This is a genomic window from Pseudomonas sp. R-28-1W-6, from assembly GCF_009799925.1.
In the GTDB taxonomy this organism is placed as follows: domain Bacteria; phylum Pseudomonadota; class Gammaproteobacteria; order Pseudomonadales; family Pseudomonadaceae; genus Aquipseudomonas.
In genome coordinates, this window is the sequence record NZ_WELK01000005.1 from 147,238 (window position 1) to 172,961 (window position 25,724).

Genomic DNA, 25,724 nt, shown 5'->3' on the forward strand with positions numbered 1-25,724 from the left:
CCGTTGCGCAAGAAGGGGGCTAGGCCCCCTTTTTGCCACTTACGAATTTGTACCCGGTATCCGGGTTGATTGGTTGACTACCGATTCAAGAGGATCAAGAACATGGCAGAAATTACTGCAGCCCTGGTTAAAGAACTGCGCGAGCGCACCGGCGAAGGCATGATGGATTGCAAGAAGGCCCTGACCAAGGCCGGCGGCGACATCGAGAAAGCCATCGACGACATGCGTGCCTCGGGCGCCATCAAGGCCGCCAAGAAGGCTGGCAACATTGCCGCCGAAGGCGCCATCGCGATCAAGGACGACGGCAAGTCCGCCGTTCTGCTGGAAGTCAACTCGCAGACCGACTTCCTGGCTCTGCAGGACGACTTCAAGGCCTTCGTTGCCGCCAGCGTCGACCAGGCTTTCGCCGACAAGCTGACCACCGTCGAGCCGCTGATCGAAGCCCGTGAAGCCGATCGTCTGATCCTGGTCGGCAAGACCGGTGAAAACGTCAATATCCGTCGTCTGGCCCGTGTCGAGGGCGACGTGCTGGGTTCCTACCTGCACGGCAACAAGATCGGCGTGGTCGTGGCCCTGAAGGGCGGTACCGTCGAGCTGGCCAAGGACATCGCCATGCACGTGGCTGCCAGCAACCCGGAATTCCTGCTGCCGACTCAAGTCTCCCCTGAGGCCATCGAGCGCGAGAAGAACGTGTTCCTGTCCCTGAACGAAGACAAGATGAAGGGCAAGCCGGCTGAAATCGTCGAGAAGATGATTGCCGGTCGCATCACCAAGTTCCTGGCCGAAGCCAGCCTGGTTGAGCAGGCGTTCGTCAAGAACCCGGAAGTCACCGTCGGCGCCCTGGCCAAACAGGGTGGTGCTGAAATCGTTTCCTTCACCCGTTTCGCCGTAGGTGAAGGCATCGAGAAGCCGGTCGACAACTTTGCTGACGAAGTTGCTGCTCAAGTGGCTGCCGCCAGCAAGCAGTAAGACGGTTCCGCACTGTCGTACCGAAGAGGCTGCCCGCTTACGCGTGCAGCCTCTTTTGCAAAGCGCGGCATAATCGTTGCTCGCGCCGCACCAATTCACCGGGCAGTTGTCTGACTGCCGGGTAAAAATATGAAGCCGCAGTGCTTCGACTAGAAAGCAACGCCGCAGGAGAGATACGCATGGCTCAGCAGGTGAGTGGTCGCCAACCTCGCTATAAACGCATTCTGCTCAAACTTAGCGGCGAGGCCCTGATGGGCTCGGAAGAGTTCGGCATCGACCCGAAGGTGCTGGACCGCATGGCGCTGGAAGTCGGCCAGCTGGTCGGCATCGGCGTGCAGGTCGGGCTGGTGATCGGCGGAGGCAACCTGTTCCGCGGTGCGGCGCTGTCCGCTGCCGGCATGGACCGGGTCACCGGCGACCACATGGGCATGCTGGCTACCGTGATGAACGCCCTGGCCATGCGCGACGCGCTGGAGCGCTCGAACATCCCGGCCACGGTGATGTCGGCGATTTCGATGGTCGGCGTGACCGATCACTACGACCGGCGCAAGGCGCTGCGTCACCTGGCTACCGGGGAAGTGGTGATCTTCGCCGCCGGCACCGGCAACCCGTTCTTCACCACCGACTCGGCGGCCTGCCTGCGCGCCATCGAGATCGATGCCGATCTGGTGTTGAAAGCCACCAAGGTCGATGGCGTGTACACTGCCGATCCTTTCAAGGACCCCAATGCGGAGAAATTCGAGCGTCTGACCTATGACGAGGTGCTCGACCGCAAGCTGGGTGTGATGGATCTGACGGCCATCTGTCTGTGCCGCGACCACAAGATGCCGCTGCGGGTCTTCAATATGAACAAGCCGGGCGCCCTGCTGAATATCGTGGTGGGCGGCGCGGAAGGAACCCTGATCGAGGAGGAAGCACAATGATCAACGAGATCAAGAAAGACGCTCAGGAGCGCATGGTCAAATCCCTGGAGTCCCTGGGGCGCAACCTGGCCTCCATTCGTACCGGCCGGGCGCATCCCAGTATCCTGGACAGCATCAAGGTCCCGGCATACGGCAGCGAGATGCCGCTGAATCAGGTCGCCGCGATCAGCGTGGAAGATGCCCGTACGCTGAAGATCGTCGCTCACGACAAGGCGCTGGGCGCTGCGATCGAAAAGGCCATCATGACCTCCGATCTCGGGCTGAATCCGAGCAGCGCCGGTACCACTATTCGGGTACCGATGCCGGCCCTGACCGAAGAGACGCGCAGGGGCTACACCAAGCAGGCACGTGGCGTTGCCGAGGATGCCAAGGTGGCCGTGCGCAACGTGCGCCGCGATGCCCTGGCCGAGCTGAAGAAGCTGTCCAAGGACAAGGAAATCAGCGAAGACGAAGAGCGTCGCGCCGCCGACGAGGTGCAGAAGCTGACCGACAAGTTCGTCGCCGAGGTGGAAAAGGCGCTGGAAGCCAAAGAAACCGATCTGATGGCGGTGTGACGGTCCTCTAGCCATGGTCAAGAACAAGCAGGAAGCCCCGGCGATAGTGCCGCGTCATGTGGCCATCATCATGGATGGTAATAACCGCTGGGCGAAGAAGCGCCTGCTGCCTGGCGTGGCCGGGCACAAGGCCGGCGTCGACGCCGTGCGTGCGGTAATTGAGGTGTGTGCCGAGGCGGGGGTCGAGGTGCTGACCCTGTTCGCCTTCTCCAGCGAGAACTGGCAGCGCCCGGCCGAAGAGGTCGGCGCGCTGATGGAGCTGTTCCTCGGGGCGCTGCGCCGCGAGGCGAAGAAGCTCAAGGAAAACGGCATCAGCCTGCGCATCATCGGGGATCGCTCGCGCTTCCATCCGGAGCTGCAGGCGGCCATGCGCGAGGCCGAACAGATCACCGCCGGCGAGAAGCGCTTCGTCCTGCAGGTGGCGGCCAACTACGGCGGCCAGTGGGATATCGCCCAGGCCGCGCAGCGCCTGGCGCGCGATGTGCAGGCCGGGCACCTGCAGCCGGAGGACCTGACTCCGGAGCTGCTGCAGGGCTGCCTGGCCACCGGCGATCTGCCGTTGCCGGACCTGTGCATCCGTACCGGCGGCGAGCACCGCATCAGCAATTTCCTGCTGTGGCAGCTGGCCTATTCCGAGCTGTATTTCTCCGACCTGTTCTGGCCGGACTTCAAACACGAGGCCATGCGCAAGGCGCTGGCCGATTTCTCTACCCGCCAGCGTCGCTTCGGCAAGACCAGTGAACAGGTGGAAGCCGAGGCGCGTCGCTGATGCTCAAACAACGGATCATCACGGCGCTGCTGATGCTGCCCGTCGTACTGTGCGGTTTCTTCCTGCTCGACGGCGGGCTGTTCGCCCTGTTCATCGGTGCGGTGGTGACCCTGGGAGCCTGGGAGTGGGCACGCCTGGCCGGTTTCGCCGGGCAGGCGCAGCGCGTGGCCTATGCCGCCGCCGTGGCGGCGCTGCTCTACGGGCTGTATCGCGCCCCGGGCCTGGCACCCTGGTTGCTCGGCGCGGCTGTGCTGTGGTGGGTGCTGGCCACCCTGCTGGTGCTGAGCTATCCCGCCAGTAGCCGCTACTGGGGCGGCCTGCCCGGGAAGCTGCTGATCGGCCTGCTGATCCTGTTGCCCGCCTGGCAGGGCCTGGTCCTGCTCAAGCAGTGGCCGCAGGCGAACCTGCTGATCATCGCCGTCATGGTGCTGGTGTGGGGGGCCGATATCGGTGCCTATTTCGCCGGCAAGACCTTCGGCAAGCGCAAGCTGGCGCCGCGGGTGAGCCCCGGCAAGAGCTGGGAGGGGCTGTATGGCGGCCTGCTGGCCAGCCTGCTGATCACCGCGGCGGTCGGCCTGCAGCAGGGCTGGCAGGGCAAGGGTTTTGCCCTGGCCCTGGCGGGCGCGGCGCTGGTGGTGCTGATCTCGGTGGTCGGTGACCTGACCGAAAGCATGTTCAAGCGCCAGTCCGGGATAAAGGACAGCAGCAACCTGCTGCCCGGTCACGGTGGCGTGCTGGATCGCATCGACAGCCTGACGGCGGCCGTGCCGGTATTTGCCGTGCTGCTGTGGCTGGCTGGCTGGGGCACGCTGTGAGTCGGGTGCAACAGATCACCGTGCTGGGGGCGACCGGCTCCATCGGGCTCAGCACCCTGGATGTGATCGCGCGTCATCCTGAGCGCTACCAGGTCTTCGCCCTCAGTGGTTTCACCCGCCTGGCCGAACTCCAGGCCCTGTGCGTCAAGCATCGGCCGCGCTATGCCGTGGTTGCCGATGCGGCGGCCGGCGAGGCATTGCAGGCGGCGCTGCAGCAGGCCGGGCTGCCGACCCGGGTGCTGGTGGGCGAGGGTGGTCTGTGCGAAGTGGCGGCGCATCCCGAAGTCGATGCGGTGATGGCGGCGATCGTCGGCGCTGCCGGTCTCAAACCGACCCTGGCGGCGGTCGAGGCCGGCAAGAAGGTACTGCTGGCGAACAAGGAAGCGCTGGTGATGTCCGGCGACCTGTTTATCCAGGCGGTGCGGCGCAGCGGTGCCGTGCTGCTGCCGATCGACAGCGAACACAATGCGATCTTCCAGTGCCTGCCGGGTGACTATGCCCGCGGTCTGGGCGCTGTCGGGGTGCGGCGCATCCTGCTGACGGCCTCCGGCGGCCCGTTCCGCGAAACCCCGCTGGCCGAGCTGGAGCGGGTCAGCCCCGAGCAGGCCTGTGCCCACCCCAACTGGTCGATGGGGCGCAAGATCTCGGTGGACTCGGCGAGCATGATGAACAAGGGCCTGGAGCTGATCGAGGCCTGCTGGCTGTTCGACGCCAGGCCGAGTCAGGTCGAGGTGGTGATCCATCCGCAAAGCGTGATCCATTCGCTGGTCGACTATGTCGATGGCTCGGTGCTGGCGCAGTTGGGCAATCCGGATATGCGCACGCCGATCGCCCATGCCCTGGCCTGGCCGCAGCGCATCGACTCCGGCGTGGCGCCGCTGGACCTGTTCGCCGTGGCGCGCCTGGATTTCCAGCGTCCGGACGAGCAGCGTTTCCCCTGCCTGCGCCTGGCGCGACATGCCGCGGAGGCGGGTGGCAGTGCGCCGGCGCTGCTCAATGCGGCCAACGAGGTGGCGGTGGCGGCCTTCCTCGAGCGGCGCATCCGCTTTCCCGAGATCGCGCGTATCATCGATGAAGTATTGAATCTTGAGGCGGTCGCGCCGGTCGAAAACCTCGATGCGGTGCTGGCGGCCGATGCCCGGGCGCGGGTGCTGGCCGGTGAATGGTTGAGTCGCCACGGGCGTTGAGCCCGGAGGAATAGGATGAGCGCGCTATACATGTTCTTCGGCACCCTGATTGCGCTGGGCGTGCTGGTGACTATCCACGAGTTCGGCCACTTCTGGGTGGCGCGGCGCTGCGGGGTCAAGGTCCTGCGCTTCTCCGTGGGCTTCGGCAGCCCCCTGCTGCGCTGGCACGATCGCCAGGGCACCGAGTTCGTCGTGGCCGCCATTCCGCTGGGTGGCTACGTGAAGATGCTCGACGAGCGCGAGGGCGATGTTCCGGCCGAGCAGATCGAGCAGTCCTTCAATCGCAAGTCGGTACGGCAGCGCATCGCCATCGTCGCCGCCGGGCCGATTGCCAACTTCCTGCTGGCCATCCTGTTCTTCTGGGTCCTGGCCATGCTCGGCAGCCAGCAGGCCAAGCCGGTCATCGGCGCCGTGCAGGCGGACAGCCTGGCGGCGGCGGCGGGCCTGCAGGCCGGGCAGGAGATCCTGGCCGTGGATGGCGAGCCGACGGCCGGTTGGGGGGCGGTCAATCTGCAACTGGTGCGGCGTCTCGGCGAGAGCGGCACGCTCGAGCTGTTGTTGCGCGAGCCTGATTCGACGGCGCAGAGCACTCGTCAGTTGGCACTGCGTGATTGGCAGAAGGGTGTCGAGCAGCCAGATCCGCTGCAGTCGCTGGGTATTCGTCCGTGGCGTCCGGCCATTGCTCCGGTTCTGCAGGAAATCGATCCCGAGGGGCCGGCGCAGGCGGCGGGCGTGCGCAAGGGTGATCGCCTACTGTTGATCGGCGAGCAGCGCATCGCTGACTGGCAGCAGGTGTTGGATGTGCTGCGCGAGCTGCCGGGGCAGCAGGTGCGCCTGCTGGTCGAGCGCGAGGGGCGCGAGCTGGCGTTCACGGTGAACCTTGCCGTGCGTGGCGAGGGTGAGGCGCGCGGCGGTTACCTCGGCGTCGGCGTCGGCGCCGTCGAGTGGCCGCAAGAGATGCTGCGCGAAGTCCGCTACGGGCCGCTGGATGCGCTGGGCGAGGGGCTGCGGCGCACCTGGCACATGACCCTGCTGACCTTCGATTCGGTGCGCAAAATGCTGGTCGGTGAGCTCTCGGTAAAAAACTTGAGTGGGCCGATAACCATTGCTAAAGTGGCGGGCGCTTCAGCCCAGTCGGGAGTGGGGGATTTCCTGTATTTCCTGTCCCTGCTGAGCATTAGTTTGGGGGTTCTCAACCTGTTGCCCATTCCTGTGCTGGATGGGGGGCATCTGCTGTTCTACCTGATCGAGTGGGTGCGGGGTCGCCCGCTGTCCGAGCGGGTGCAGGGTTGGGGCATGCAGGTGGGCATCAGTCTGGTGCTCGGGGTGATGTTGCTGGCCCTGATCAACGACCTGGGTCGTCTGTAAACAAATCGCTGAATTGCGAAGCTGCCGCCTATTGCGGCGGCTTCTTTATTGTCAGTTGGAATAAGAAAGGACTTCATGAAACGTCTGCTGCTACCTGCGGTGCTCGCCGCATTGATGATCGCCGAAGTTCACGCCGAGTCCTTCACCATCTCAGATATTCGCGTCAACGGCCTGCAGCGGGTTTCCGCGGGCAGCCTGTTCGGCGCCCTGCCGCTCAACGTCGGTGAGCAGGCGGATGACGGTAGCCTGGTCGAGGCTACTCGTGCGCTGTTCAAAACCGGTTTCTTCCAGGATATCCAGCTCGGTCGCGATGGCGATGTGCTGGTGATCACCGTGATCGAGCGTCCGTCGATCTCCGGCGTGGAGATCGAAGGCAACAAGGCGATCAGCACCGAAGACCTGATGAAGGGCCTGGAGCAGTCCGGCCTGGCCGAGGGCGAAATCTTCCAGCGCGCCACCCTCGAAGGCGTGCGCAACGAACTGCTGCGCCAGTACGTGGCCCAAGGCCGCTATTCGGCCAGCATCGAAGCCGAAGTGATTCCGCAGCCGCGTAACCGCGTGGCACTGAAGATCGACATCAACGAGGGCTCGGTTGCCGCCATCCAGCACATCAACGTGGTGGGCAACACGGTCTTCTCTGATGAGGACCTGGTCGGCCTGTTCGAGCTGAAGACCACCAACTGGCTGTCCTTCTTCAAGAACGACGACAAGTACGCCCGCGAGAAACTGTCCGGTGACCTGGAGCGTCTGCGCTCCTACTACCTGGACCGCGGCTACATCAACATGGATATCTCCTCCACCCAGGTATCCATCACCCCGGACAAGAAGCACGTCTACGTCACCGTCAACGTCGACGAGGGCGACAAGTACAGCGTCAGCGAAGTCAAGCTCTCCGGTGACCTGAAAGTGCCGGAAGAGGAAGTCAAGAAGCTGCTGCTGGTCAAGCAGGGCCAGGTATTCTCGCGCAAGGTGATGACCACCACCTCCGAGCTGATCACCCGCCGCCTGGGCAACGAGGGCTACACCTTCGCCAACGTCAACGGCGTGCCGCAGCCCAACGACGAAGACAAGACCGTCGCCATCACCTTCGTGGTCGATCCGGGCAAGCGTGCCTATGTCAACCGCATCAACTTCCGTGGCAATACCAAGACCGAAGACGAAGTGCTGCGCCGCGAAATGCGCCAGATGGAAGGCGGCTGGGCTTCGACCTACCTGATCGACCAGTCCAAGACCCGCCTCGAGCGCCTGGGCTACTTCAAGGAAGTCAACGTTGAGACTCCGCAGGTACCCGGTACCGACGACCAGGTCGACGTCAACTACAGCGTCGAGGAGCAGGCTTCCGGCTCGATCACCGCCAGCGTCGGCTTCGCTCAGAATGCCGGCTTGATCCTCGGCGGCTCGATCAGCCAGAACAACTTCCTCGGTACCGGCAACAAGGTCAGCCTCGGCCTGACCCGCAGCGAATACCAGACCAGCTACAACTTCGGCTTCGTCGACCCCTACTGGACCGCCGATGGCGTCAGCCTGGGCTACAACGCCTTCTACCGCGCCACCGACTACGATGACCTTGATGTCGACGTATCCAGCTATGCGGTGGATAGCTATGGCGCCGGGGTGAGCATCGGTTACCCGATCAGCGAGATCTCGCGTCTGACCTATGGCCTGACCATCCAGCAGGACAGCATCGATACCGGCTCCTACACCGTCGACGAAATCATGGATTTCCTCGAGGAGGAGGGCGAGGACTACCTGAACCTGAAGGGCTCGATCGGCTGGTCGGAGTCCACGCTCAACCGTGGCGTGCTGGCCAACCGTGGTCATTCCCAGAGCCTGGTGCTGGAAAGCACCGTGCCCGGTAGCGACCTGTCGTTCTTCAAACTGGACTACCGTGGCCAGCTGTTCAAGCCGGTGACCGACAACTACACCCTGCGCTTCCATACCGAGCTGGGCTATGGCGACAGCTACGGCTCTACCTCCGACCTGCCGTTCTACGAGAACTACTACGCCGGTGGCTTCAACTCGGTGCGGGGTTTCGAGGACAGCTCGCTGGGCCCACGCAGTACGCCCAGCGTGGCGCGTGACGCCAGTGGCAAGGTCATCACCGACGGCAGCATCGGTGCCGATGGTCGCTATACCGACCCGGACCAGGATCCGCTGCCCTTCGGTGGTAACGTGCTGATCCAGGGCGGGGTGGAAATGCTGTTCCCGATGCCGTTTGTCAAGGATCAACGTTCCCTGCGCACCTCGCTGTTCTGGGACGTGGGCAACGTCTACGACACCAATTGCTCCACCGCCCAGAAAGAGAATGGCAACACCTGCGACCTGGACATTGGCGAGTTGGCCAGTTCCGTCGGCGTCGGCGTGACCTGGATCACGGCCATGGGCCCGCTGAGCTTCAGCCTGGCGGCGCCGATCAAGAAACCGGATGATGCGGATACCCAAGTCTTCCAGTTCTCTCTGGGTCAGACCTTCTAATTGCTTGATAAATGACAACAGTCTTTGTTGCGGGAGTGCATCGTGCGTAAGTTGACTCAATGGGTACTGATCACCATGGCCTTGGTGGCGACTCCGGCGTTTGCCGAGATGAAGGTGGCGGTACTGAACTATCAAATGGCCTTGCTTGAGTCTGACGCAGCGAAGAAATACGCGGTGGATGCCGAGAAGAAGTTCGGGCCGCAACTGAACAAGCTGAAGCAGCTGGAAACCGATGCCAAGCGCATCCAGGACCGTCTGGTCAAGGAAGGCGAGCGCATGCAGCAGGCCGAGCGCGAGCGTCTGGAACTCGAATTCAAGCAGAAGGCGCGCGATTTCCAGTTCCAGTCCAAGGAACTCAACGAGGCCAAGGCGATTTCCGATCGCGACATGCTCAAGCAGCTCAAGCCGAAGCTGGACAAAGCGGTCGAAGAAGTGATCAAGGGCGGCAGCTTCGACCTGGTGCTGGAGCGCGGTGCGGTGATCGATGTCAAACCGCAGTACGACATCACCCGCCAGGTCATCGAGCGCATGAACAAGCTGCGCTGATCATGAGCGCCGTGTCGTTTACCCTCGGCCAGCTGGCTGAGCGTCTGGGTGCCACCCTGCGTGGCGCCGCGGACAAGCCGGTGCGTGGCCTGGCCTCCCTGCAGGATGCCGCCGGCGATCAGCTGAGCTTCCTGGCCAACGCCCAGTACCGCAAGTTTCTCGCTGCCACCGAGGCGGCGGCGGTACTGCTGACGCCCGCCGATGCGGAAGGCTACGCGGGCGATGCCCTGCTGGTGGCCAACCCCTACCTGGCCTATGCCCAGCTGTCCCATCTGTTCGATCGCAAACCCGTTGCCGCTGCCGGGGTGCACCCGACGGCCGTGGTGGCGGCCGATGCACAGGTCGACGCGAGCGCCAGCATCGGCGCCTACGCGGTGATCGAAAGCGCTGCGCAGATCGGTGCTGGCGTGACCATCGGCGCCCATTGCGTGATCGGTGCGCGCAGCTCCATCGGCGAAAATGGCTGGCTGGCGCCGCGCGTGACCCTGTATCACGACGTGCATATCGGCAAGCGCGTGGTCATCCAGTCCGGTGCCGTACTCGGTGGCGAAGGCTTCGGTTTTGCCAACGAGAAGGGCGTCTGGCGCAAGATCGCGCAGATCGGCGGCGTGACCCTGGGCGATGATGTCGAGATCGGGGCCAACACCACCATCGACCGCGGAGCCCTCGCCGATACGCAGATCGGCAATGGGGTCAAGCTGGATAACCAGATCATGATCGCGCACAACGTGCAGGTCGGTGACAACACCGCGATGGCAGGCTGCGTGGGCATTTCCGGCAGTACCAAGATCGGCAGCAACTGCATGATCGCCGGCGGTGTCGGCATGGTCGGGCACATCGAGGTGTGCGACAACGTGTTCGTTACCGGGATGACCATGGTCACCCGTTCGATTACCGAGCCCGGGGCCTATTCCTCGGGCACGGCGATGCAACCTGCGGCCGACTGGAAAAAGAGTGCCGCGCGCATTCGCCAGCTGGACGATATGGCACGACGCCTGCGCGATCTGGAAAAGCGCCTGGCTGCCGTGACCCCGGGCGCCGATGCCTCATCAGATGCCTGATCCGCGTCTGACGCACGTCCCCATTCTTTAGAACAGGCTTTCCGTACATGATGGACATCAACGAAATTCGCGAGTATCTGCCGCACCGCTATCCCTTCCTGCTGGTGGATCGGGTGGTGGACCTGGATGTTGAAGGCAAGAAGATTCGCGCCTACAAGAATGTCAGCATCAACGAGCCGTTCTTCAACGGCCACTTCCCCCAGCACCCGATCATGCCCGGTGTGCTGATCATCGAAGCCATGGCCCAGGCCGCCGGCATCCTCGGCTTCAAGATGCTCGACGTGAAGCCGGCCGACGGCACGCTGTACTACTTTGTCGGCTCGGACAAGCTACGCTTTCGCCAGCCGGTGCTGCCGGGCGATCAGCTGATCCTGGAAGCGCGCTTCCTCAGCTGCAAGCGCAGCATCTGGAAGTTCGAGTGCCGGGCCAGTGTCGATGGCAAGGAAGTCTGCTCGGCGGAAATCATCTGTGCGGAACGCAAACTATGAGTTTGATTGACCCTCGCGCCATTATCGATCCGTCGGCCAGGCTGGCGGATGACGTTCAGGTCGGCCCCTGGTCGATCATTGGGCCCGATGTGGAAATTGGCGAGGGCACAGTGGTCGGCCCGCACGTGATCGTCAAGGGTCCGACCAAGATCGGCAAGCACAACAAGATCTACCAGTTCTCCTCGGTCGGTGAAGACACCCCGGACCTGAAGTACAACGGCGAGCCGACGCGCCTGGTGATCGGCGACCACAACGTGATCCGCGAGGGGGTGACCATCCACCGCGGCACCGTGCAGGACCGTTCGGAAACCACCATCGGCGACCACAACCTGCTGATGGCCTATGTGCATATCGGCCACGACAGCGTGCTCGGCAACCACTGCATCCTGGTCAACAACACCGCCCTGGCCGGGCATGTGCAGATGGACGACTGGGCGATCCTCTCCGGCTTCACCCTGGTCCACCAGTTCTGCCGCATCGGCGCGCACAGCTTCTCCGGCATGGGCACGGCCATCGGCAAGGATGTGCCGGCCTATGTCACCGTGTTCGGCAACCCGGCCGAGGCGCGCAGCATGAACTTCGAGGGCATGCGCCGGCGCGGTTTCAGTGCCGAGGCCATCGCCGCCCTGCGCCGCGCCTACAAGGTGGTGTATCGCCAGGGGCTGACCGTCGAGCAGGCCCTGGCCGAGCTGGCCGAGGCATCGGCGCAGTTTCCGGAAGTGGCGGTATTTCGCGACTCGATCCAGGCCTCGACCCGCGGCATCACCCGCTAAGTCATGGCCCGTCCCCTACGCATAGCGCTGGTCGCCGGTGAGGCTTCCGGCGACATCCTCGGCGCCGGCCTGATGCAGGCGCTCAAGGCGCGGCATCCTCAGGTCGAATTCATCGGTATCGGCGGCCCGCGCATGCAGGCCGAAGGCCTGGCCTCCTACTTCCCCATGGAGCGTCTGGCGGTCATGGGGCTGGTCGAGGTGCTCGGCCGCTTGCCGGAGCTGCTGGCCCGGCGCAAGCGCCTGATCCATACCCTGATCGAGGCCAGGCCCGATGTCTTCATCGGCATCGATGCGCCGGATTTCAATCTGACCCTCGAGCTCAGGCTGCGTCAGGCCGGCATCAAGACCGTGCACTACGTCAGTCCGTCGGTCTGGGCCTGGCGGCAGAAGCGCGTGCTGAAGATTCGCGAAGCCTGCGACCTGATGCTGACCCTGTTTCCCTTCGAGGCCAAGTTCTACCTCGATCATCAGGTTCCGGTGCGTTTCGTCGGGCATCCGTTGGCCAATACCATTCCCTTGCAGGCCGATCGCCAGGCGGCTCGGGCAGCCCTGGGCGTGCCGGCCGAGGTGCCGCTGGTGGCGCTGTTGCCGGGCAGTCGTGGCGGGGAAGTGGCGCGCCTGGGCGAGCTGTTCCTCGATACGGCGCAACGCCTGCGCGCACTGCGTCCGGGCGTGCAGTTCGTGCTGCCCTGCGCCAGCGCCGAGCGGCGGACCCAGCTGGAGGCGCTGCTGGCCAGCCGCGACCTGCCGTTGCTGCTGCTCGATGGCCAGTCCCACGAGGCCCTGGCGGCCTGCGATACGGTGCTGATCGCCTCCGGTACGGCGACCCTGGAAGCGCTGCTGTACAAGCGCCCGATGGTGGTGGCCTACCGCGTGGCGCCGCTGACCTACCGGATTCTCAGGCGCCTGGTGAAAAGCCCGTACATCTCCCTGCCCAACCTGCTGGCCGAGCGCATGCTGGTGCCGGAACTGATCCAGGATGCCGCCACGCCCGATGCCCTGGCCCAGGCCCTGGTGCCGCTGCTCGACAATGGTGTGGAGCAGACGCAAGGCTTCGATGTGATTCATCGCGCATTGCGCCAGGATGCCTCGCAGCAGGCCGCCGATGCGGTGCTCAAACTGGCGGGGCAGGCCTGATGCAGCTGGGCCTGGATTTCAGCCTGGTCGAGGAGCTGGTCGCCGGTGTCGACGAGGTCGGTCGCGGGCCGCTGTGCGGCCCGGTGGTCACCGCGGCGGTGATTCTCGACCCGTTGCGGCCGATCCTCGGCCTCAACGACTCGAAGAAACTCAGCGAGGCGCGCCGCGAGAAGCTGTTCGACGAGATTCGCGAGAAGGCCCTGGCCTGGTGCATTGCCCGCGCCGAGGTGGAGGAGATCGACCGCCTGAACATCCTGCATGCCACCATGCTGGCCATGCAGCGCGCGGTCGAAGGCCTGCAGGTGACGCCGCGCCTGGCGCTGATCGACGGCAACCGCTGCCCCAAGCTGGCGGTGCCCAGTGCGCCGGTGGTCAAGGGCGACAGCCAGGTGCCGGCGATCGCCGCCGCCTCGATCCTGGCCAAGGTCAGCCGCGACCGCGAGATGGCCGAGCTGGATGTGCGCTACCCGGGCTATGGCATCGCCGGGCACAAGGGCTATCCCACGCCGGTGCACCTGGAGGCGCTCAAGCGCCTGGGTGCCACGCCGATCCACCGGCGCTCCTTCGCCCCGGTGCGCAATGTGTTGGGTGAGTAGGTAGGGTGGATCACGCTTCATCGATCCACCGAGCGGCGCCTTGGTGGATGTAAGAACGACATCCACCCTACGCCTCGATCACCGATCCGGGCCGTGCTGTTGTTTGAGTCGAGGCCCGGTACAATCCGGGCCTTATTGTTTTTGTGTTCTGTACAGGATCGTCATGACCGCCACCTTCGTCCATCTGCGTCTGCACACCGAGTTTTCCCTGGTCGATGGACTGGTGCGGGTCAAACCCTTGGTCAAGGCGGTGGCCGCTGCCGGCATGCCTGCGGTGGCGGTGACCGACCAGAGCAACATGTGCTCGCTGGTGAAGTTCTACAAGGCCTCCATGGGCGCCGGGATCAAGCCGATCTGTGGTGCCGACATCTGGCTGGCCAGCGCCGAGGACGACGGCCCGCTGACCCGCATGACCCTGCTGGCGATGAACCCCAAGGGCTATCGCAACCTCACCGAGCTGGTTTCCCGCGGCTGGAGCGACGGGCAGAGCAACGACCTGGTGATCATCCAGCGCGACTGGGTCAAGGAGGCGGCCGAGGGCCTGATCGCCCTGTCCGGCGCCCGTGATGGCGAGATCGGTCATGCCCTGCTGGCCGGCGAGCAGGCCCGCGCCGAGGCGTTGCTGGCCGAGTGGCAGGCGGTGTTCCCCGAGCGTTTCTACCTCGAACTGCACCGCTGCAACCGGATCAACGACGAGGAGCATGTGCATGCCGCCGTGGCCCTGGCCGAGCGCTGCGGTGCACCGCTGGTGGCGACCAATGACGTGCGTTTCCTCAAGCAGGGCGACTTCGAGGCCCACGAGACCCGCGTGTGCATCGGCGAAAGCCGCACCTTGGACGATCCGCGCCGGCCGCGTACCTATTCCGACCAGCAGTACCTGAAGACCCCGGAGGAAATGGCCGAGCTGTTCAGCGACATCCCCGAGGCGCTGGCCAACACCGTGGAGATCGCCAAGCGCTGCAACATCGAGGTGCAGCTGGGCAAGTACTTCCTCCCCGACTTCCCGGTGCCGGCCGGCATGACCATGGACGAGTACTTCCGCAAGGTCTCCTTCGACGGCCTGGAGGAGCGCTTGCAGGTCCTGCTGCCCAAGGACACCCCGGACTACGAGGCGAAGAAGCAGGTCTACATCGACCGGCTGAATTTCGAGCTGGATATCATCATCCAGATGGGCTTCCCGGGTTACTTCCTGATCGTCATGGACTTCATCCAGTGGGCCAAGAGCAACGGCGTGCCGGTCGGCCCGGGTCGGGGCTCGGGCGCGGGTTCGCTGGTGGCCTACGTGCAGAAGATCACCGACCTCGACCCGCTGGCCTACGACTTGCTGTTCGAGCGCTTCCTCAACCCCGAACGCGTCTCCATGCCCGACTTCGACGTCGACTTCTGCATGGACGGCCGCGACCGGGTGATCGACTACGTGGCCGAGAAATACGGCCGTAACGCGGTGAGCCAGATCATCACCTTCGGCACCATGGCCGCCAAGGCGGTGGTGCGCGACGTGGCGCGGGTGCAGGGCAAGTCCTACGGCCTGGCCGATCGCCTGTCGAAGATGATCCCCTTCGAAGTCGGCATGACCCTGGAAAAGGCCTACGAGATGGAGGAGCCGCTGCGCGACTTCCTCAAGGTCGACGAGGAGGCGGCGGAAATCTGGGAGATGTCGCTCAAGCTCGAGGGCATCTGCCGCGGTACCGGCAAGCACGCCGGCGGCGTGGTGATCGCGCCGACCAAGCTCACCGACTTCGCCCCCATCGCCTGCGATGAGGAGGGCGGCGGCCTGGTCACCCAGTTCGACAAGGACGACGTGGAGGCGGCCGGCCTGGTCAAGTTCGACTTCCTCGGCCTGCGCACCCTGACCATCATCAAGTGGGCGATGGAGACGATCAACCGCGAGCAGGCGAAGAAGGGCCTGCCCGACGTCAACATCGACTTCATCCCGCTGGATGACAAGAAAACCTACGACATGCTGCAGAAGGCCGAGACCACCGCGGTGTTCCAGCTCGAGTCGCGCGGCATGAAGGAGCTAATCAAGAAGCTCAAGCCGGACTGCCTGGAAGACATGATCGCCCTGGTGGCGCTGTTCCGCCCCGGCCCGCTGCAGTCGGGCATGGTGGACGACTTCATCAACCGCAAGCACGGCCGCGAGCAGCTGTCCTACCCGCACCCGGACTACCAGTACGCCGGCCTGGAGCCGGTGCTCAAACCGACCTACGGCATCATCCTGTACCAGGAACAGGTGATGCAGATCGCCCAGGTGATGGCCGGCTACACCCTCGGCGGTGCGGACATGCTGCGCCGCGCCATGGGCAAGAAGAAGCCCGAGGAGATGGCCAAGCAGCGCGGCGGCTTCATCGAGGGTTGTGCCAACAACAACATCGATGCCGACCTGGCGGGCAACATCTTCGACCTGGTGGAAAAGTTCGCCGGCTACGGTTTCAACAAATCCCACTCGGCCGCCTATGGCCTGGTTTCCTACCAGACCGCCTGGCTCAAGGCGCACCATCCGTCGCCGTTCATGGCCGCGGTGCTCTCGGCGGATATGCACAACACCGAGAAGGTCGTGACCCTGATCGAGGAGTGCCGCAGCATGAAGCTGCGTATCCTCGCCCCGGACGTGAACAACTCCGAGTTCAAGTTCACCGTCGACGACGACGGGCGCATCGTCTACGGCCTGGGTGCGATCAAGGGCGTGGGCGAGGGGCCGGTGGAGGCCATCGTCGAGTCGCGCCAGGACGGGCCGTTCAAGGACCTGTTCGACTTCTGCTCGCGGGTCGACCTCAAGCGCATCAACAAGCGCACCCTGGAAGCGCTGATCCGTGGCGGCGCGCTGGACCGCCTGGGACCGTACTTCCATGACGAACTCAAGGCCTACCAGGCCGGCATCGACCGCAACCGCGCGGTACTGCTGGCGGCCATGGAGGAGGCGGTGCAGGCCGCCGAGCAGGCCGCGCGCAGCCACGACAGCGGCCACGCCGACCTGTTCGGCGGGCTGTTTTCCGAGCCCGAGGCGGACGTCTACGTCAACCACCGCAACGCCCGCGAGCTGTCGCTGAAGGAACGCCTGAAAGGCGAGAAGGACACCCTCGGCCTGTACCTCACCGGCCATCCGATCGACGAATACGAGGGCGAGGTGCGCCGTTTCGCCCGCCAGCGCATCATCGACCTGCGCCCGTCCCGCGAGAGCCAGACCATCGCCGGCCTGATCGTCAACCTGCGGGTGATGAAGAACAAGAAGGGCGACAAGATGGGCTTCATCACCCTCGACGACCGCTCCGGGCGGATCGAGGCCTCGCTGTTCGCCGACGCCTTCGCCAGCAACCAGGCGCTGCTGCAGAGCGATGCGCTGGTGGTGGTCGAGGGCGAGGTGAGCAACGATGACTTCTCCGGCGGCCTGCGCCTGCGTGCCAAGCGGGTGATGAGCCTGGAGGAGGCGCGCACCGGCCTGGCCGAGAGCCTGCGTCTGCGCCTGAGCCGCGAGGCGCTGCAAGGCGATCGCCTGCGCTGGCTGGGCGAGCTGCTCGGCAAGTACCGTGGCGCCTGTCCGCTGACCCTGGACTACAGTGGCAGCGAGGCCAAGGCCCTGCTGCAGTTCGGCGAACAGTGGCGCATCGACCCGGCCGATGGACTGATCCAGACCCTGCGTGACCAGTTCGGCAAAGACAACGTCTTCCTCCAATACCGCTGAGCGGCAGGCCACAGGCTTGCCTTCTCGGCCTCGACCCTGGGCGCCTTATCCCTTAAGGTAATGCGCCAGATGGAACCAGCCCGGCCGCCCGGCCGCCGACGCAAGACGGACGCCTATGAACCCGAACTTTCTCGATTTCGAACAGCCGATCGCCGACCTGCAAGCCAAGATCGAAGAGCTGCGCCTGGTCGGTAACGACAATGCGCTGAACATCAGCGACGAGATCTCCCGTCTGCAGGACAAGAGCAGCACGCTGACCGAAAGCATTTTCGGCAATCTCAGCAGCTGGCAGATTTCCAAGCTGTCGCGCCATCCGCGCCGGCCCTACACCCTCGACTACATCGAGCACATCTTCAGCGAGTTCGACGAGCTGCATGGCGATCGCCACTTCTCCGACGATGCGGCCATAGTCGGCGGTGTTGCCCGCCTGGACGACCAGCCGGTGATGATCATCGGTCACCAGAAGGGTCGCGAGGTGCGCGAGAAGGTGCGTCGCAACTTCGGCATGCCGCGCCCGGAAGGCTACCGCAAGGCCTGCCGCCTGATGGAGATGGCCGAGCGCTTCAAGCTGCCGATCCTCACCTTCATCGACACGCCCGGCGCCTACCCGGGCATCGACGCCGAGGAACGCAACCAGAGCGAGGCCATCGCCTGGAACCTGCGGGTGATGGCGCGCCTGAAAACCCCGATCATCGCCACCGTGATCGGCGAGGGCGGTTCCGGCGGGGCGCTGGCCATCGGCGTCTGCGACCAGCTGAACATGCTGCAGTACTCCACCTATTCGGTGATCTCGCCGGAAGGCTGCGCCTCGATCCTGTGGAAGACCTCCGAGAAGGCGCCGGAAGCGGCCGAGGCCATGGGCATCACCGCCGAGCGCCTGAAGGGCCTGGGCATCGTCGACAAGGTGATCGCCGAGCCGCTGGGCGGCGCCCACCGCGACCCGCAAGCCATGGCGGCGAGCATCCGCAAGGAGCTGCTGTCGCAGCTCAAGGGCCTGCAGAAGCTGGATACCGACAAGCTGCTGGAGCGTCGCTACCAGCGCCTGATGAGCTACGGCATCGCCTGAGCCATCCGGCAATGGATGCACAACGGGCCTTCGGGCCCGTTGTTGTTTTAAGCTAGGCCGATGATCTCTCTCGAAAACCGACTGCGCGAAGCACTGCAACCCTGGCTGGCGGCACCGGCCTGGCGGGTGGCGCTGTCCGGCGGCCTGGACTCCACCGTGCTGCTGCACCTGCTGGTACGTCTGCGTGCGCACGAGTCACTGCCTGCGCTTGGCGCCATCCACGTCCATCATGGGCTGCAGGCGGCGGCCGATGCCTGGCCGGCGCACTGCCGGCAGCTGTGCGCAGAGCTGGATGTGCCGCTGCACATCGAATACGTCCAGGTCGAGGCCGGGGCCAGTCTCGAGCGGGCCGCCCGCGAGGCGCGCTATGCCGCGTTCGAACGCCAGCTGGGCGTGGGCGAGCTGCTGCTCACCGGCCAGCACCGCGATGATCAGGCCGAGACCCTGCTCTTCCGCCTGTTGCGCGGTGCGGGCGTCCGCGGTCTGGCCGGCATGCCGGCGCAGCGGGCGCTGGGCAGCGGCCAGCTGCTGCGGCCGCTGCTGGGCGTGTCGCGCGCCGAGCTGCAGGCCTATGCCGAGCAGCAGGGGTTGCGCTGGGTGGAGGACCCCTCCAATGCGGATAGCCGCCTGGCGCGCAACTTCCTCCGCCGCGAGGTGCTGCCGCAACTGCGGCGGCACTGGCCGCAGGCGCAGCAGAATCTGGCGCGCAGCGCCGCCCACCTGCGCGAGTCGCAGGGGCTGCTGGATGAGCTGGCGGTCGGCGACTTGGCGCCTGCGCGGGGGGCGGGCGAGTTCGTCTGGCTGAACCTGCCCGCGTTGCGGCTGGCGCCGCTGCGCGAGTTGTCGCCGCCGCGCCAGCGCAATGCCCTGCGCCACTGGCTGGCGCCCCTGACGCCCTTGCCGGACAGCGACCACTGGGCCGGCTGGGACACCTTGCGTGATGCCGCTGGCGCTGCCGCACCGATCTGGCGCCTGGCTGCCGGCGAACTCAGGCGCGCCGACGAACGGTTGTGGTGGTTGGCTGGCGACTGGCTGCGCCAGCCATTGGCGCCGGGGAGCTGGGCGGCGCCGGCTCAACCCCTGGCGTTGCCCGGCAATGGCTGGGTCAGCCTGCAGGGCTGCGGGCCGCAGCAGGGGTTGCAGATTCGCTATCGCGTCGGCGGCGAAGTGCTGGCGCTCCCCGGGCGCGGCCATCGCGACCTCAAACGGCTGCTCAACGAGCGCGGCGTACCGGCGTTTGTCCGCGGCCGTTTGCCGCTGCTCTATCGCGGCGAGGAGCTGCTGGCCGTGGCCAACCTGCCGGGAATCGATGGTTCGCAGCTGGGCGACTGGCGCTTGTGCTGGCAGCCACCGACGAACGCGCAAGGTTTGAGCTGAAAGGGCCTTTCCGGTAGACTACGCTCCCGTCTTGTTACTGCTTTCTGCGGATTCCCTCGGAACCCGCAGTGGCTTGCTTATTTCAGGTTGGCCGAGTGTGCCGACCTCGCTTTCACCCCGGCGGCGCTGACCGCTTGAACGCAGACTTCTAGGATTTTTCATGACGCGCTACATCTTCGTCACGGGTGGTGTTGTTTCTTCATTGGGGAAAGGCATCGCTTCGGCTTCACTGGCGGCCATCCTGGAGGCGCGGGGCCTGAAGGTCACGATGCTCAAGCTGGACCCCTACATCAACGTCGATCCGGGCACCATGAGCCCGTTCCAGCACGGTGAGGTGTTCGTCACCCACGACGGCGCCGAGACTGACCTGGACCTGGGCCACTACGAGCGCTTCATCCGCACTCGCATGACCCAGAACAACAACTTCACCACCGGCCGCGTCTACGAAGACGTGCTGCGCAAGGAGCGCCGTGGCGACTACCTGGGCGCGACCATCCAGGTGATCCCGCACATCACCGACGAGATCAAGCGGCGCATCATCAAGGGCGCCGGCGATGCCGACGTGGCGATGGTGGAGGTCGGCGGTACGGTGGGCGACATCGAGTCGCAACCCTTCCTCGAGGCGATCCGCCAGCTGCGCGTGGAAGTCGGCGCCAAGCGCGCGATGCTGATGCACCTGACCCTGGTGCCGTACATCGCCACCGCCGGCGAAACCAAGACCAAGCCGACCCAGCATTCGGTCAAGGAACTGCGCTCCATCGGCCTGCAGCCGGATGTGCTGGTCTGCCGCTCCGACCACGAGATCGACCTGTCCTCGCGACGCAAGATCGCCCTGTTCACCAACGTCGAAGAACGTGCGGTGATCAGCCTGCCGGACGCCGACACCATCTACCGCATCCCCGGCATCCTGCATGCCCAGGGTCTGGATGATTTCGTCGTGGAGCGCTTCGGCCTGAACTGCGAGGGTGCCGACCTGTCCGAATGGGAGCGCGTGGTCGACGCCAAGCTGCACCCGGAGAAGGAAGTCACCATCGCCATGGTCGGCAAGTACATGGAGCTGCTGGATGCCTACAAGTCGCTGATCGAAGCGATGAGCCATGCCGGCATCCAGAACCGCACCAAGGTCAACCTGCGCTACATCGACTCCGAGGACATCGAGAACAAGGGCACCGGCCTGCTCGAGGGCGTCGATGCCATCCTGGTGCCCGGCGGCTTCGGCCTGCGCGGCGTGGAAGGCAAGATCACCACCGTGCAGTACGCCCGCGAGAACAAGATTCCCTACCTGGGCATCTGCCTGGGCATGCAGGTGGCGGTGATCGAATTCGCCCGCAATGTGCTGGGCTGGAAGGACGCCAACTCCACCGAGTTCGACCAGGCCAGCGCGCATCCGGTGGTCGGCCTGATCACCGAGTGGGAAGACGCCACCGGCGAAGTGGAAAAGCGCAGCGAGAACTCCGACCTCGGCGGCACCATGCGCCTGGGCGCCCAGGATTGCCAGCTGGAAGCCGGCTCGCAGGTGCGCGCCTGCTACGGCCAGGACGTGATCGTCGAGCGCCATCGCCACCGCTACGAGGTCAACAACAAGCTGCTGCCGCAACTGCAGGCCGCCGGCCTGAAAGTCTCCGGCCGCTCTGGTGACGGTGCCCTGGTCGAAGTGGTCGAGGCGCCGGATCATCCGTGGTTCGTCGCCTGCCAGTTCCACCCGGAGTTCACCTCCACCCCGCGCGACGGGCATCCGCTGTTCAGCGGCTTCGTCAACGCGGCATTGGCCCAGAAAGCGAAGAAGGCATAAGGACATGGCACAGAAGATCATCAAGGTTGGCGGCATCGAGATCGCCAACGACAAGCCGTTCGTGCTGTTCGGCGGCATCAACGTCATGGAGTCGCGCGACCTGGCGATGAAGGCCTGCGAGGAATATGTACGGGTCACCGAGAAGCTCGGCATCCCCTACGTGTTCAAGGCCAGCTTCGACAAGGCCAACCGCTCCTCGATCACCTCCTTCCGCGGCCCGGGCCTGGAAGAGGGCATGAAGATCTTCGAGGAAGTGAAGAAGACCTTCGGCGTGCCGGTGATCACCGACGTGCATGAGCCTTACCAGGCCGCTCCGGTGGCCGCGGTGTGCGACATCATCCAGCTGCCGGCCTTCCTCTCGCGGCAGACCGACCTGGTGGTGGCCATGGCCAAGACCGGCGCGGTGATCAACATCAAGAAGGCCCAGTTCCTCGCCCCCCAGGAAATGAAACACATCCTGGCCAAGTGCGAGGAGGCCGGTAACGACCAGCTGATTCTCTGCGAGCGCGGCTCCTCCTTCGGTTACAACAACCTGGTGGTGGACATGCTCGGCTTCGGCATCATGAAGCAGTTCGAGTACCCGGTATTCTTCGACGTCACCCACGCCCTGCAGATGCCGGGCGGGCGTGCCGACTCCGCCGGCGGCCGCCGCGCCCAGGTCACCGACCTGGCCAAGGCCGGCATGAGCCAGGGCCTGGCCGGGCTGTTCCTTGAGGCCCACCCGGACCCGGACAACGCCAAGTGCGACGGCCCTTGCGCCCTGCGCCTGGACAAGCTGGAACCCTTCCTCACCCAGCTCAAGCAGCTGGATGATCTGGTCAAGAGTTTTGCACCGATTCAGACGGCTTAAGCCTCGCTTGCGGATCGCATCTTTCAACTGTTGGAGCTAACAAGAATGGCAAAAATCGTCGACATCAAGGGCCGTGAGGTTCTCGACTCCCGTGGCAACCCCACCGTAGAAGCCGATGTAATCCTCGACAACGGCATCATCGGCAGCGCCTGCGCGCCGTCCGGTGCTTCCACCGGTTCGCGCGAAGCGCTGGAACTGCGTGATGGCGACAAGAGCCGTTACCTGGGCAAGGGCGTGCTGAAGGCCGTGGCCAACATCAACGGCCCGATCCGTGACCTGCTGCTGGGCAAAGACGCCCGCGAGCAGAAAGCCCTCGACCTGGCCATGATCGATCTGGACGGCACCGAGAACAAAGGCAAGCTGGGCGCCAACGCCATCCTCGCCGTGTCCCTGGCCGCCGCCAAGGCTGCCGCGCAGGCCAAGGGCGTGCCGCTGTACGCGCACATCGCCGACCTCAACGGCACCCCGGGCGTCTACTCGATGCCGGTGCCGATGATGAACATCATCAACGGCGGCGAACATGCCGACAACAACGTCGACATCCAGGAGTTCATGGTCCAGCCGGTTGGCGCCAAGACCTTCTCCGACGCGCTGCGCATGGGCACCGAGATCTTCCATCACCTGAAAGCCGTGCTCAAGGCCCGTGGCCTGAGCACCTCGGTCGGTGACGAAGGCGGCTTCGCGCCGAACCTGGCCTCCAACGAAGACGCCCTGGCCGCCATCGCCGAAGCCGTGGCCAACGCGGGCTACAAGCTGGGCAGCGACGTGACCCTGGCCCTGGACTGTGCTTCCTCCGAGTTCTTCGAAGACGGCCAGTACGACCTGGCTGGCGAAGGCAAGGTATTCAGCGCCGAAGGTTTCGCCGACTACCTGGCCGGCCTGACCCAGCGCTACCCGATCATCTCCATCGAAGACGGCATGGACGAGTCCGACTGGGCTGGCTGGAAAGTGCTGACCGATAAAATTGGTGAAAAGGTGCAATTGGTCGGTGACGACTTGTTTGTAACGAATACCAAAATTCTCAAGCGCGGCATCGACGAGAAGATCGGCAACTCGATCCTGATCAAGTTCAACCAGATCGGCTCGCTGACCGAGACCCTGGAAGCCATCCAGATGGCCAAGGCCGCCGGCTACACCGCGGTGATCTCGCACCGTTCCGGTGAAACCGAGGACAGCACCATCGCCGACCTGGCCGTAGGCACTGCCGCCGGCCAGATCAAGACCGGCTCCCTGTGCCGTTCCGATCGCGTGTCCAAGTACAACCAGCTGCTGCGCATCGAAGAGCAGTTGGGTGGTAAAGCCCCGTACAAGGGTCGTGCCGAGTTCCGCGGCTAAGCCGGGAATGGTAAAAGGGCAGCGCAAGCTGCCCTTTGCTTATGGATGCTGAGTTCGATGGCTAAAGCTCCCTACTGGTTGTTCCTCGCTCTGCTGCTGGTGCTTTCCGGCCTGCAGTATCGCCTGTGGGTGGGCGATGGCAGCCTGGCCCAGGTGGCCGAGCTGAAGCGCCAGATCGCCGATCAGAAAGGCGAGAACGAGCGCCTGCTGGAGCGCAATCGCATTCTCGAAGCCGAGGTCATGGAGCTCAAGCAGGGCACCGAGACCGTCGAGGAACGCGCGCGCCACGAGCTGGGCATGGTCAAAGAGGGCGAGACCCTCTATCAGCTGGCCGAATGAGCACCGCGACCCTGCCGCCGTTCTGGGTGGTGATACCCGCCGCCGGCATCGGCTCGCGCATGCGCGCCGACCGTCCCAAGCAGTACCTGCAGCTGGCCGGGCGGAGCATTCTCGAACACACCCTCGATTGTTTTCTCGATCATCCGCAGCTCAAGGGCCTGGTGCTCTGCCTGGCGGCGGACGATCCCTATTGGCCGGCACTGCCGGGCGCCCTTGATCCGCGCATCCAGCGGGTCGCGGGCGGCGCCGAACGGGCCGACTCGGTACTCAATGGCCTGCTGCAGCTGCTCGAACTGGGCGCGCAGGAGGGCGACTGGGTGCTGGTGCACGATGCGGCGCGGCCCAACCTGGCGCGTGCCGACCTCGACCTGCTGCTGGCCGAACTGGCCGACGACCCGGTCGGCGGCCTGCTGGCGGTGCCGGCCCGCGATACCCTCAAGCGCGCCGGAGCGGATGGCCGGGTGCAGGAGACGGTCGATCGCCGCGTGATCTGGCAGGCCTTCACCCCGCAGATGTTCCATTTCGCCGCCCTGCACCGCGCCCTGGCCGATGCCCTGGTCGCCGGCGTGGCGGTGACCGACGAGGCCTCGGCCATGGAGTGGGCCGGCCTGGCGCCGCGCCTGATCGAGGGGCGCGCGGACAATCTGAAGATCACCCGCCCGGAAGACCTGGACTGGCTGCGCCAGCGCTGGGCGCACAAGGCCTGAGAGCGATCCCGCGCGCTAGGCCCCAATGTTGACGGCAGGGCAGGGCGCCCCGCCCATCGCCTCGCTTACACGCGGAACTGATTGATCAGCCGGCGCTGCTGCTCGGCCAGCTTGGTCAGCTCGGCGCTGGCCTGGCTGGCCTCGTCGGCGCCGCCGGCCACTTCCCCGGCCACCTGGCCGATGTTGGTGACGTTGCGGTTGATGTCCTCGGCCACTGCGCTCTGCTCCTCGGCGGCGCTGGCGATCTGGGTGTTCATGTCGTTGATCACCGACACCGCCTGGGTGATCGATTCCAGCGCCTGGGCGGCGGCGGCGGCCTGCTGCACGCTGTCGTCGGTGCGCGCCTGGCTCTGCTCCATGACGCTGACCACTTCGCGGGTGCCGTGCTGCAGCTGCTGGATCATCGCCTGGATTTCTTCGGTGGCCTGCTGGGTCTTCTGCGCCAGGTTGCGCACCTCGTCGGCGACCACGGCAAAGCCGCGGCCCTGCTCGCCGGCCCGGGCCGCTTCGATGGCGGCGTTGAGGGCGAGCAGGTTGGTCTGTTCGGCGATGCCGCGGATGGCCACCAGGATGGCGTTGATGTTCTCGCTGTCCTTGGCCAGGGTCTGCACCACGCCTGTTGCGCGGCTGATCTCGGTGGCCAGCGAGGCAATCGCGCTGGAGGTCTTCTGCACGATGTGCTTGCCGTCGTTGGCCGAGCGGTCGGCGTGGTTGGCGGCTTCGGCGGCCTGGGTGGCGTTGCGCGCCACATCCTGGGCGGTGGCGGTCATCTCGTGCACGGCGGTGGCGACCTGGTCGATCTCGGCCATCTGCCGCTGCACGCCCTGGTTGGTGCGGATGGCGATATCGGCGGTGTGTTCGGACGAGTCGCTGACCTGCTGCACCGAGGTGACCACGTCGCGGATCATGTGCTGC

23 protein-coding genes are annotated in these 25,724 nt (G+C 65.0%); 22 read left to right on the top strand and 1 reads right to left on the bottom strand.

Annotated features, from left to right (window positions below):
* Positions 1-102: 102 nt before the first annotated feature.
* The 22 genes from tsf to ispD all read left to right on the top strand — a co-directional run bounded on the left by tsf (position 103) and on the right by ispD (position 24,809).
* Positions 103-969, top strand: a complete 867-nt coding sequence (tsf, locus tag F3I62_RS12515) for a translation elongation factor Ts (RefSeq protein ID WP_160489964.1) — start codon at positions 103-105, stop codon at positions 967-969.
* 179 nt (positions 970-1,148) lie between these two features.
* Positions 1,149-1,892 (top strand): UMP kinase, encoded by a 744-nt coding sequence (gene pyrH / locus F3I62_RS12520; RefSeq protein WP_160078727.1) that lies wholly within the window; start codon positions 1,149-1,151, stop codon positions 1,890-1,892.
* A complete protein-coding gene (gene frr / locus F3I62_RS12525) occupies positions 1,889-2,446 on the top strand; it encodes a ribosome recycling factor (RefSeq protein ID WP_160489965.1) in 558 nt (185 codons plus the stop codon). Before pyrH ends, frr begins: the two co-directional genes overlap by 4 nt.
* A gap of 13 nt (positions 2,447-2,459) precedes the next feature.
* Positions 2,460-3,215: a polyprenyl diphosphate synthase gene (gene uppS, locus F3I62_RS12530; protein ID WP_160489966.1), complete on the top strand. Its 756-nt coding sequence runs from the start codon at positions 2,460-2,462 to the stop codon at positions 3,213-3,215.
* Positions 3,215-4,030, top strand: coding sequence for a phosphatidate cytidylyltransferase (locus F3I62_RS12535; protein ID WP_160489967.1), 816 nt, complete (start codon positions 3,215-3,217; stop codon positions 4,028-4,030). The genes uppS and F3I62_RS12535 overlap by 1 nt, the downstream gene beginning before the upstream one ends.
* Positions 4,027-5,217, top strand: a complete 1,191-nt coding sequence (ispC, locus tag F3I62_RS12540) for a 1-deoxy-D-xylulose-5-phosphate reductoisomerase (protein WP_160489968.1) — start codon at positions 4,027-4,029, stop codon at positions 5,215-5,217. Before F3I62_RS12535 ends, ispC begins: the two co-directional genes overlap by 4 nt.
* A 15-nt stretch (positions 5,218-5,232) precedes the next feature.
* The gene (gene rseP / locus F3I62_RS12545) at positions 5,233-6,585 is read left to right on the top strand and encodes a sigma E protease regulator RseP (RefSeq protein WP_160489969.1); all 1,353 of its coding nucleotides are present in this window, start codon (positions 5,233-5,235) and stop codon (positions 6,583-6,585) included.
* Positions 6,586-6,660: 75 nt separating this feature from the next.
* Positions 6,661-9,060: an outer membrane protein assembly factor BamA gene (gene bamA, locus F3I62_RS12550; protein WP_160489970.1), complete on the top strand. Its 2,400-nt coding sequence runs from the start codon at positions 6,661-6,663 to the stop codon at positions 9,058-9,060.
* Between the two features lie 42 nt (positions 9,061-9,102).
* Positions 9,103-9,606: an OmpH family outer membrane protein gene (locus F3I62_RS12555; RefSeq protein WP_160489971.1), complete on the top strand. Its 504-nt coding sequence runs from the start codon at positions 9,103-9,105 to the stop codon at positions 9,604-9,606.
* Entirely contained in the window at positions 9,606-10,667 is a 1,062-nt protein-coding gene (gene lpxD / locus F3I62_RS12560; protein WP_160490040.1) for a UDP-3-O-(3-hydroxymyristoyl)glucosamine N-acyltransferase, read from the top strand. The genes F3I62_RS12555 and lpxD overlap by 1 nt, the downstream gene beginning before the upstream one ends.
* A 47-nt stretch (positions 10,668-10,714) precedes the next feature.
* On the top strand, positions 10,715-11,155 hold the full coding sequence (gene fabZ / locus F3I62_RS12565; RefSeq protein WP_160489972.1) for a 3-hydroxyacyl-ACP dehydratase FabZ: 441 nt from the start codon (positions 10,715-10,717) through the stop codon (positions 11,153-11,155).
* Entirely contained in the window at positions 11,152-11,928 is a 777-nt protein-coding gene (gene lpxA / locus F3I62_RS12570) for an acyl-ACP--UDP-N-acetylglucosamine O-acyltransferase (RefSeq protein WP_160489973.1), read from the top strand. The genes fabZ and lpxA overlap by 4 nt, the downstream gene beginning before the upstream one ends.
* 3 nt (positions 11,929-11,931) lie before the next feature.
* Complete coding sequence (gene lpxB / locus F3I62_RS12575; RefSeq protein ID WP_160489974.1) at positions 11,932-13,065, top strand: lipid-A-disaccharide synthase; 1,134 nt, start codon at positions 11,932-11,934, stop codon at positions 13,063-13,065.
* Positions 13,065-13,661: a ribonuclease HII gene (rnhB, locus tag F3I62_RS12580; protein WP_160489975.1), complete on the top strand. Its 597-nt coding sequence runs from the start codon at positions 13,065-13,067 to the stop codon at positions 13,659-13,661. The genes lpxB and rnhB overlap by 1 nt, the downstream gene beginning before the upstream one ends.
* Positions 13,662-13,824: 163 nt before the next feature.
* Positions 13,825-17,343 carry a DNA polymerase III subunit alpha gene (dnaE, locus tag F3I62_RS12585; protein ID WP_160489976.1) on the top strand — a complete coding sequence of 1,173 codons (3,519 nt, stop codon included), beginning with the start codon at positions 13,825-13,827 and terminating at the stop codon, positions 17,341-17,343.
* A 115-nt stretch (positions 17,344-17,458) separates the two neighbouring features.
* Positions 17,459-18,409, top strand: coding sequence for an acetyl-CoA carboxylase carboxyl transferase subunit alpha (gene accA / locus F3I62_RS12590; protein ID WP_160489977.1), 951 nt, complete (start codon positions 17,459-17,461; stop codon positions 18,407-18,409).
* Between the two features lie 60 nt (positions 18,410-18,469).
* A complete protein-coding gene (gene tilS / locus F3I62_RS12595) occupies positions 18,470-19,786 on the top strand; it encodes a tRNA lysidine(34) synthetase TilS (protein ID WP_178122514.1) in 1,317 nt (438 codons plus the stop codon).
* Between the two features lie 160 nt (positions 19,787-19,946).
* Positions 19,947-21,578 carry a CTP synthase gene (locus tag F3I62_RS12600; RefSeq protein ID WP_160489978.1) on the top strand — a complete coding sequence of 544 codons (1,632 nt, stop codon included), beginning with the start codon at positions 19,947-19,949 and terminating at the stop codon, positions 21,576-21,578.
* Between the two features lie 4 nt (positions 21,579-21,582).
* Positions 21,583-22,428 (top strand): 3-deoxy-8-phosphooctulonate synthase, encoded by an 846-nt coding sequence (gene kdsA, locus F3I62_RS12605; protein WP_160489979.1) that lies wholly within the window; start codon positions 21,583-21,585, stop codon positions 22,426-22,428.
* A 45-nt stretch (positions 22,429-22,473) separates the two neighbouring features.
* Positions 22,474-23,763 (top strand): phosphopyruvate hydratase, encoded by a 1,290-nt coding sequence (gene eno / locus F3I62_RS12610; RefSeq protein WP_160489980.1) that lies wholly within the window; start codon positions 22,474-22,476, stop codon positions 23,761-23,763.
* 57 nt (positions 23,764-23,820) lie between these two features.
* Positions 23,821-24,102: a cell division protein FtsB gene (ftsB, locus tag F3I62_RS12615; protein WP_160489981.1), complete on the top strand. Its 282-nt coding sequence runs from the start codon at positions 23,821-23,823 to the stop codon at positions 24,100-24,102.
* On the top strand, positions 24,099-24,809 hold the full coding sequence (ispD, locus tag F3I62_RS12620; RefSeq protein WP_160489982.1) for a 2-C-methyl-D-erythritol 4-phosphate cytidylyltransferase: 711 nt from the start codon (positions 24,099-24,101) through the stop codon (positions 24,807-24,809). The genes ftsB and ispD overlap by 4 nt, the downstream gene beginning before the upstream one ends.
* Positions 24,810-24,874: 65 nt before the next feature.
* Here ispD and F3I62_RS20550 read toward each other — a convergent pair whose 3' ends face one another.
* Positions 24,875-25,717, bottom strand: coding sequence for a methyl-accepting chemotaxis protein (locus F3I62_RS20550; RefSeq protein ID WP_372240126.1), 843 nt, complete (start codon positions 25,715-25,717; stop codon positions 24,875-24,877).
* Positions 25,718-25,724 lie beyond the last annotated feature (7 nt).

Excerpts from the sequence above, each read along its gene's own strand:
- pyrH (WP_160078727.1), top strand. The coding sequence starts at position 1,149 with ATGGCTCAGCAGGTGAGTGGTCGCCAACCTCGCTATAAACGCATTCTG.
- bamA (WP_160489970.1), top strand. The coding sequence starts at position 6,661 with ATGAAACGTCTGCTGCTACCTGCGGTGCTCGCCGCATTGATGATCGCC.
- kdsA (WP_160489979.1), top strand. The coding sequence starts at position 21,583 with ATGGCACAGAAGATCATCAAGGTTGGCGGCATCGAGATCGCCAACGAC.
- eno (WP_160489980.1), top strand. The coding sequence starts at position 22,474 with ATGGCAAAAATCGTCGACATCAAGGGCCGTGAGGTTCTCGACTCCCGT.
- F3I62_RS20550 (WP_372240126.1), bottom strand. The coding sequence starts at position 25,717 with ATGATCCGCGACGTGGTCACCTCGGTGCAGCAGGTCAGCGACTCGTCC.
- lpxA (WP_160489973.1), top strand. The coding sequence starts at position 11,152 with ATGAGTTTGATTGACCCTCGCGCCATTATCGATCCGTCGGCCAGGCTG.
- ispD (WP_160489982.1), top strand. The coding sequence starts at position 24,099 with ATGAGCACCGCGACCCTGCCGCCGTTCTGGGTGGTGATACCCGCCGCC.
- tilS (WP_178122514.1), top strand. The coding sequence starts at position 18,470 with ATGATCTCTCTCGAAAACCGACTGCGCGAAGCACTGCAACCCTGGCTG.
- rnhB (WP_160489975.1), top strand. The coding sequence starts at position 13,065 with ATGCAGCTGGGCCTGGATTTCAGCCTGGTCGAGGAGCTGGTCGCCGGT.
- dnaE (WP_160489976.1), top strand. The coding sequence starts at position 13,825 with ATGACCGCCACCTTCGTCCATCTGCGTCTGCACACCGAGTTTTCCCTG.
- lpxB (WP_160489974.1), top strand. The coding sequence starts at position 11,932 with ATGGCCCGTCCCCTACGCATAGCGCTGGTCGCCGGTGAGGCTTCCGGC.
- accA (WP_160489977.1), top strand. The coding sequence starts at position 17,459 with ATGAACCCGAACTTTCTCGATTTCGAACAGCCGATCGCCGACCTGCAA.
- tsf (WP_160489964.1), top strand. The coding sequence starts at position 103 with ATGGCAGAAATTACTGCAGCCCTGGTTAAAGAACTGCGCGAGCGCACC.
- ftsB (WP_160489981.1), top strand. The coding sequence starts at position 23,821 with ATGGCTAAAGCTCCCTACTGGTTGTTCCTCGCTCTGCTGCTGGTGCTT.
- frr (WP_160489965.1), top strand. The coding sequence starts at position 1,889 with ATGATCAACGAGATCAAGAAAGACGCTCAGGAGCGCATGGTCAAATCC.
- F3I62_RS12600 (WP_160489978.1), top strand. The coding sequence starts at position 19,947 with ATGACGCGCTACATCTTCGTCACGGGTGGTGTTGTTTCTTCATTGGGG.
- uppS (WP_160489966.1), top strand. The coding sequence starts at position 2,460 with ATGGTCAAGAACAAGCAGGAAGCCCCGGCGATAGTGCCGCGTCATGTG.
- rseP (WP_160489969.1), top strand. The coding sequence starts at position 5,233 with ATGAGCGCGCTATACATGTTCTTCGGCACCCTGATTGCGCTGGGCGTG.
- fabZ (WP_160489972.1), top strand. The coding sequence starts at position 10,715 with ATGATGGACATCAACGAAATTCGCGAGTATCTGCCGCACCGCTATCCC.
- F3I62_RS12535 (WP_160489967.1), top strand. The coding sequence starts at position 3,215 with ATGCTCAAACAACGGATCATCACGGCGCTGCTGATGCTGCCCGTCGTA.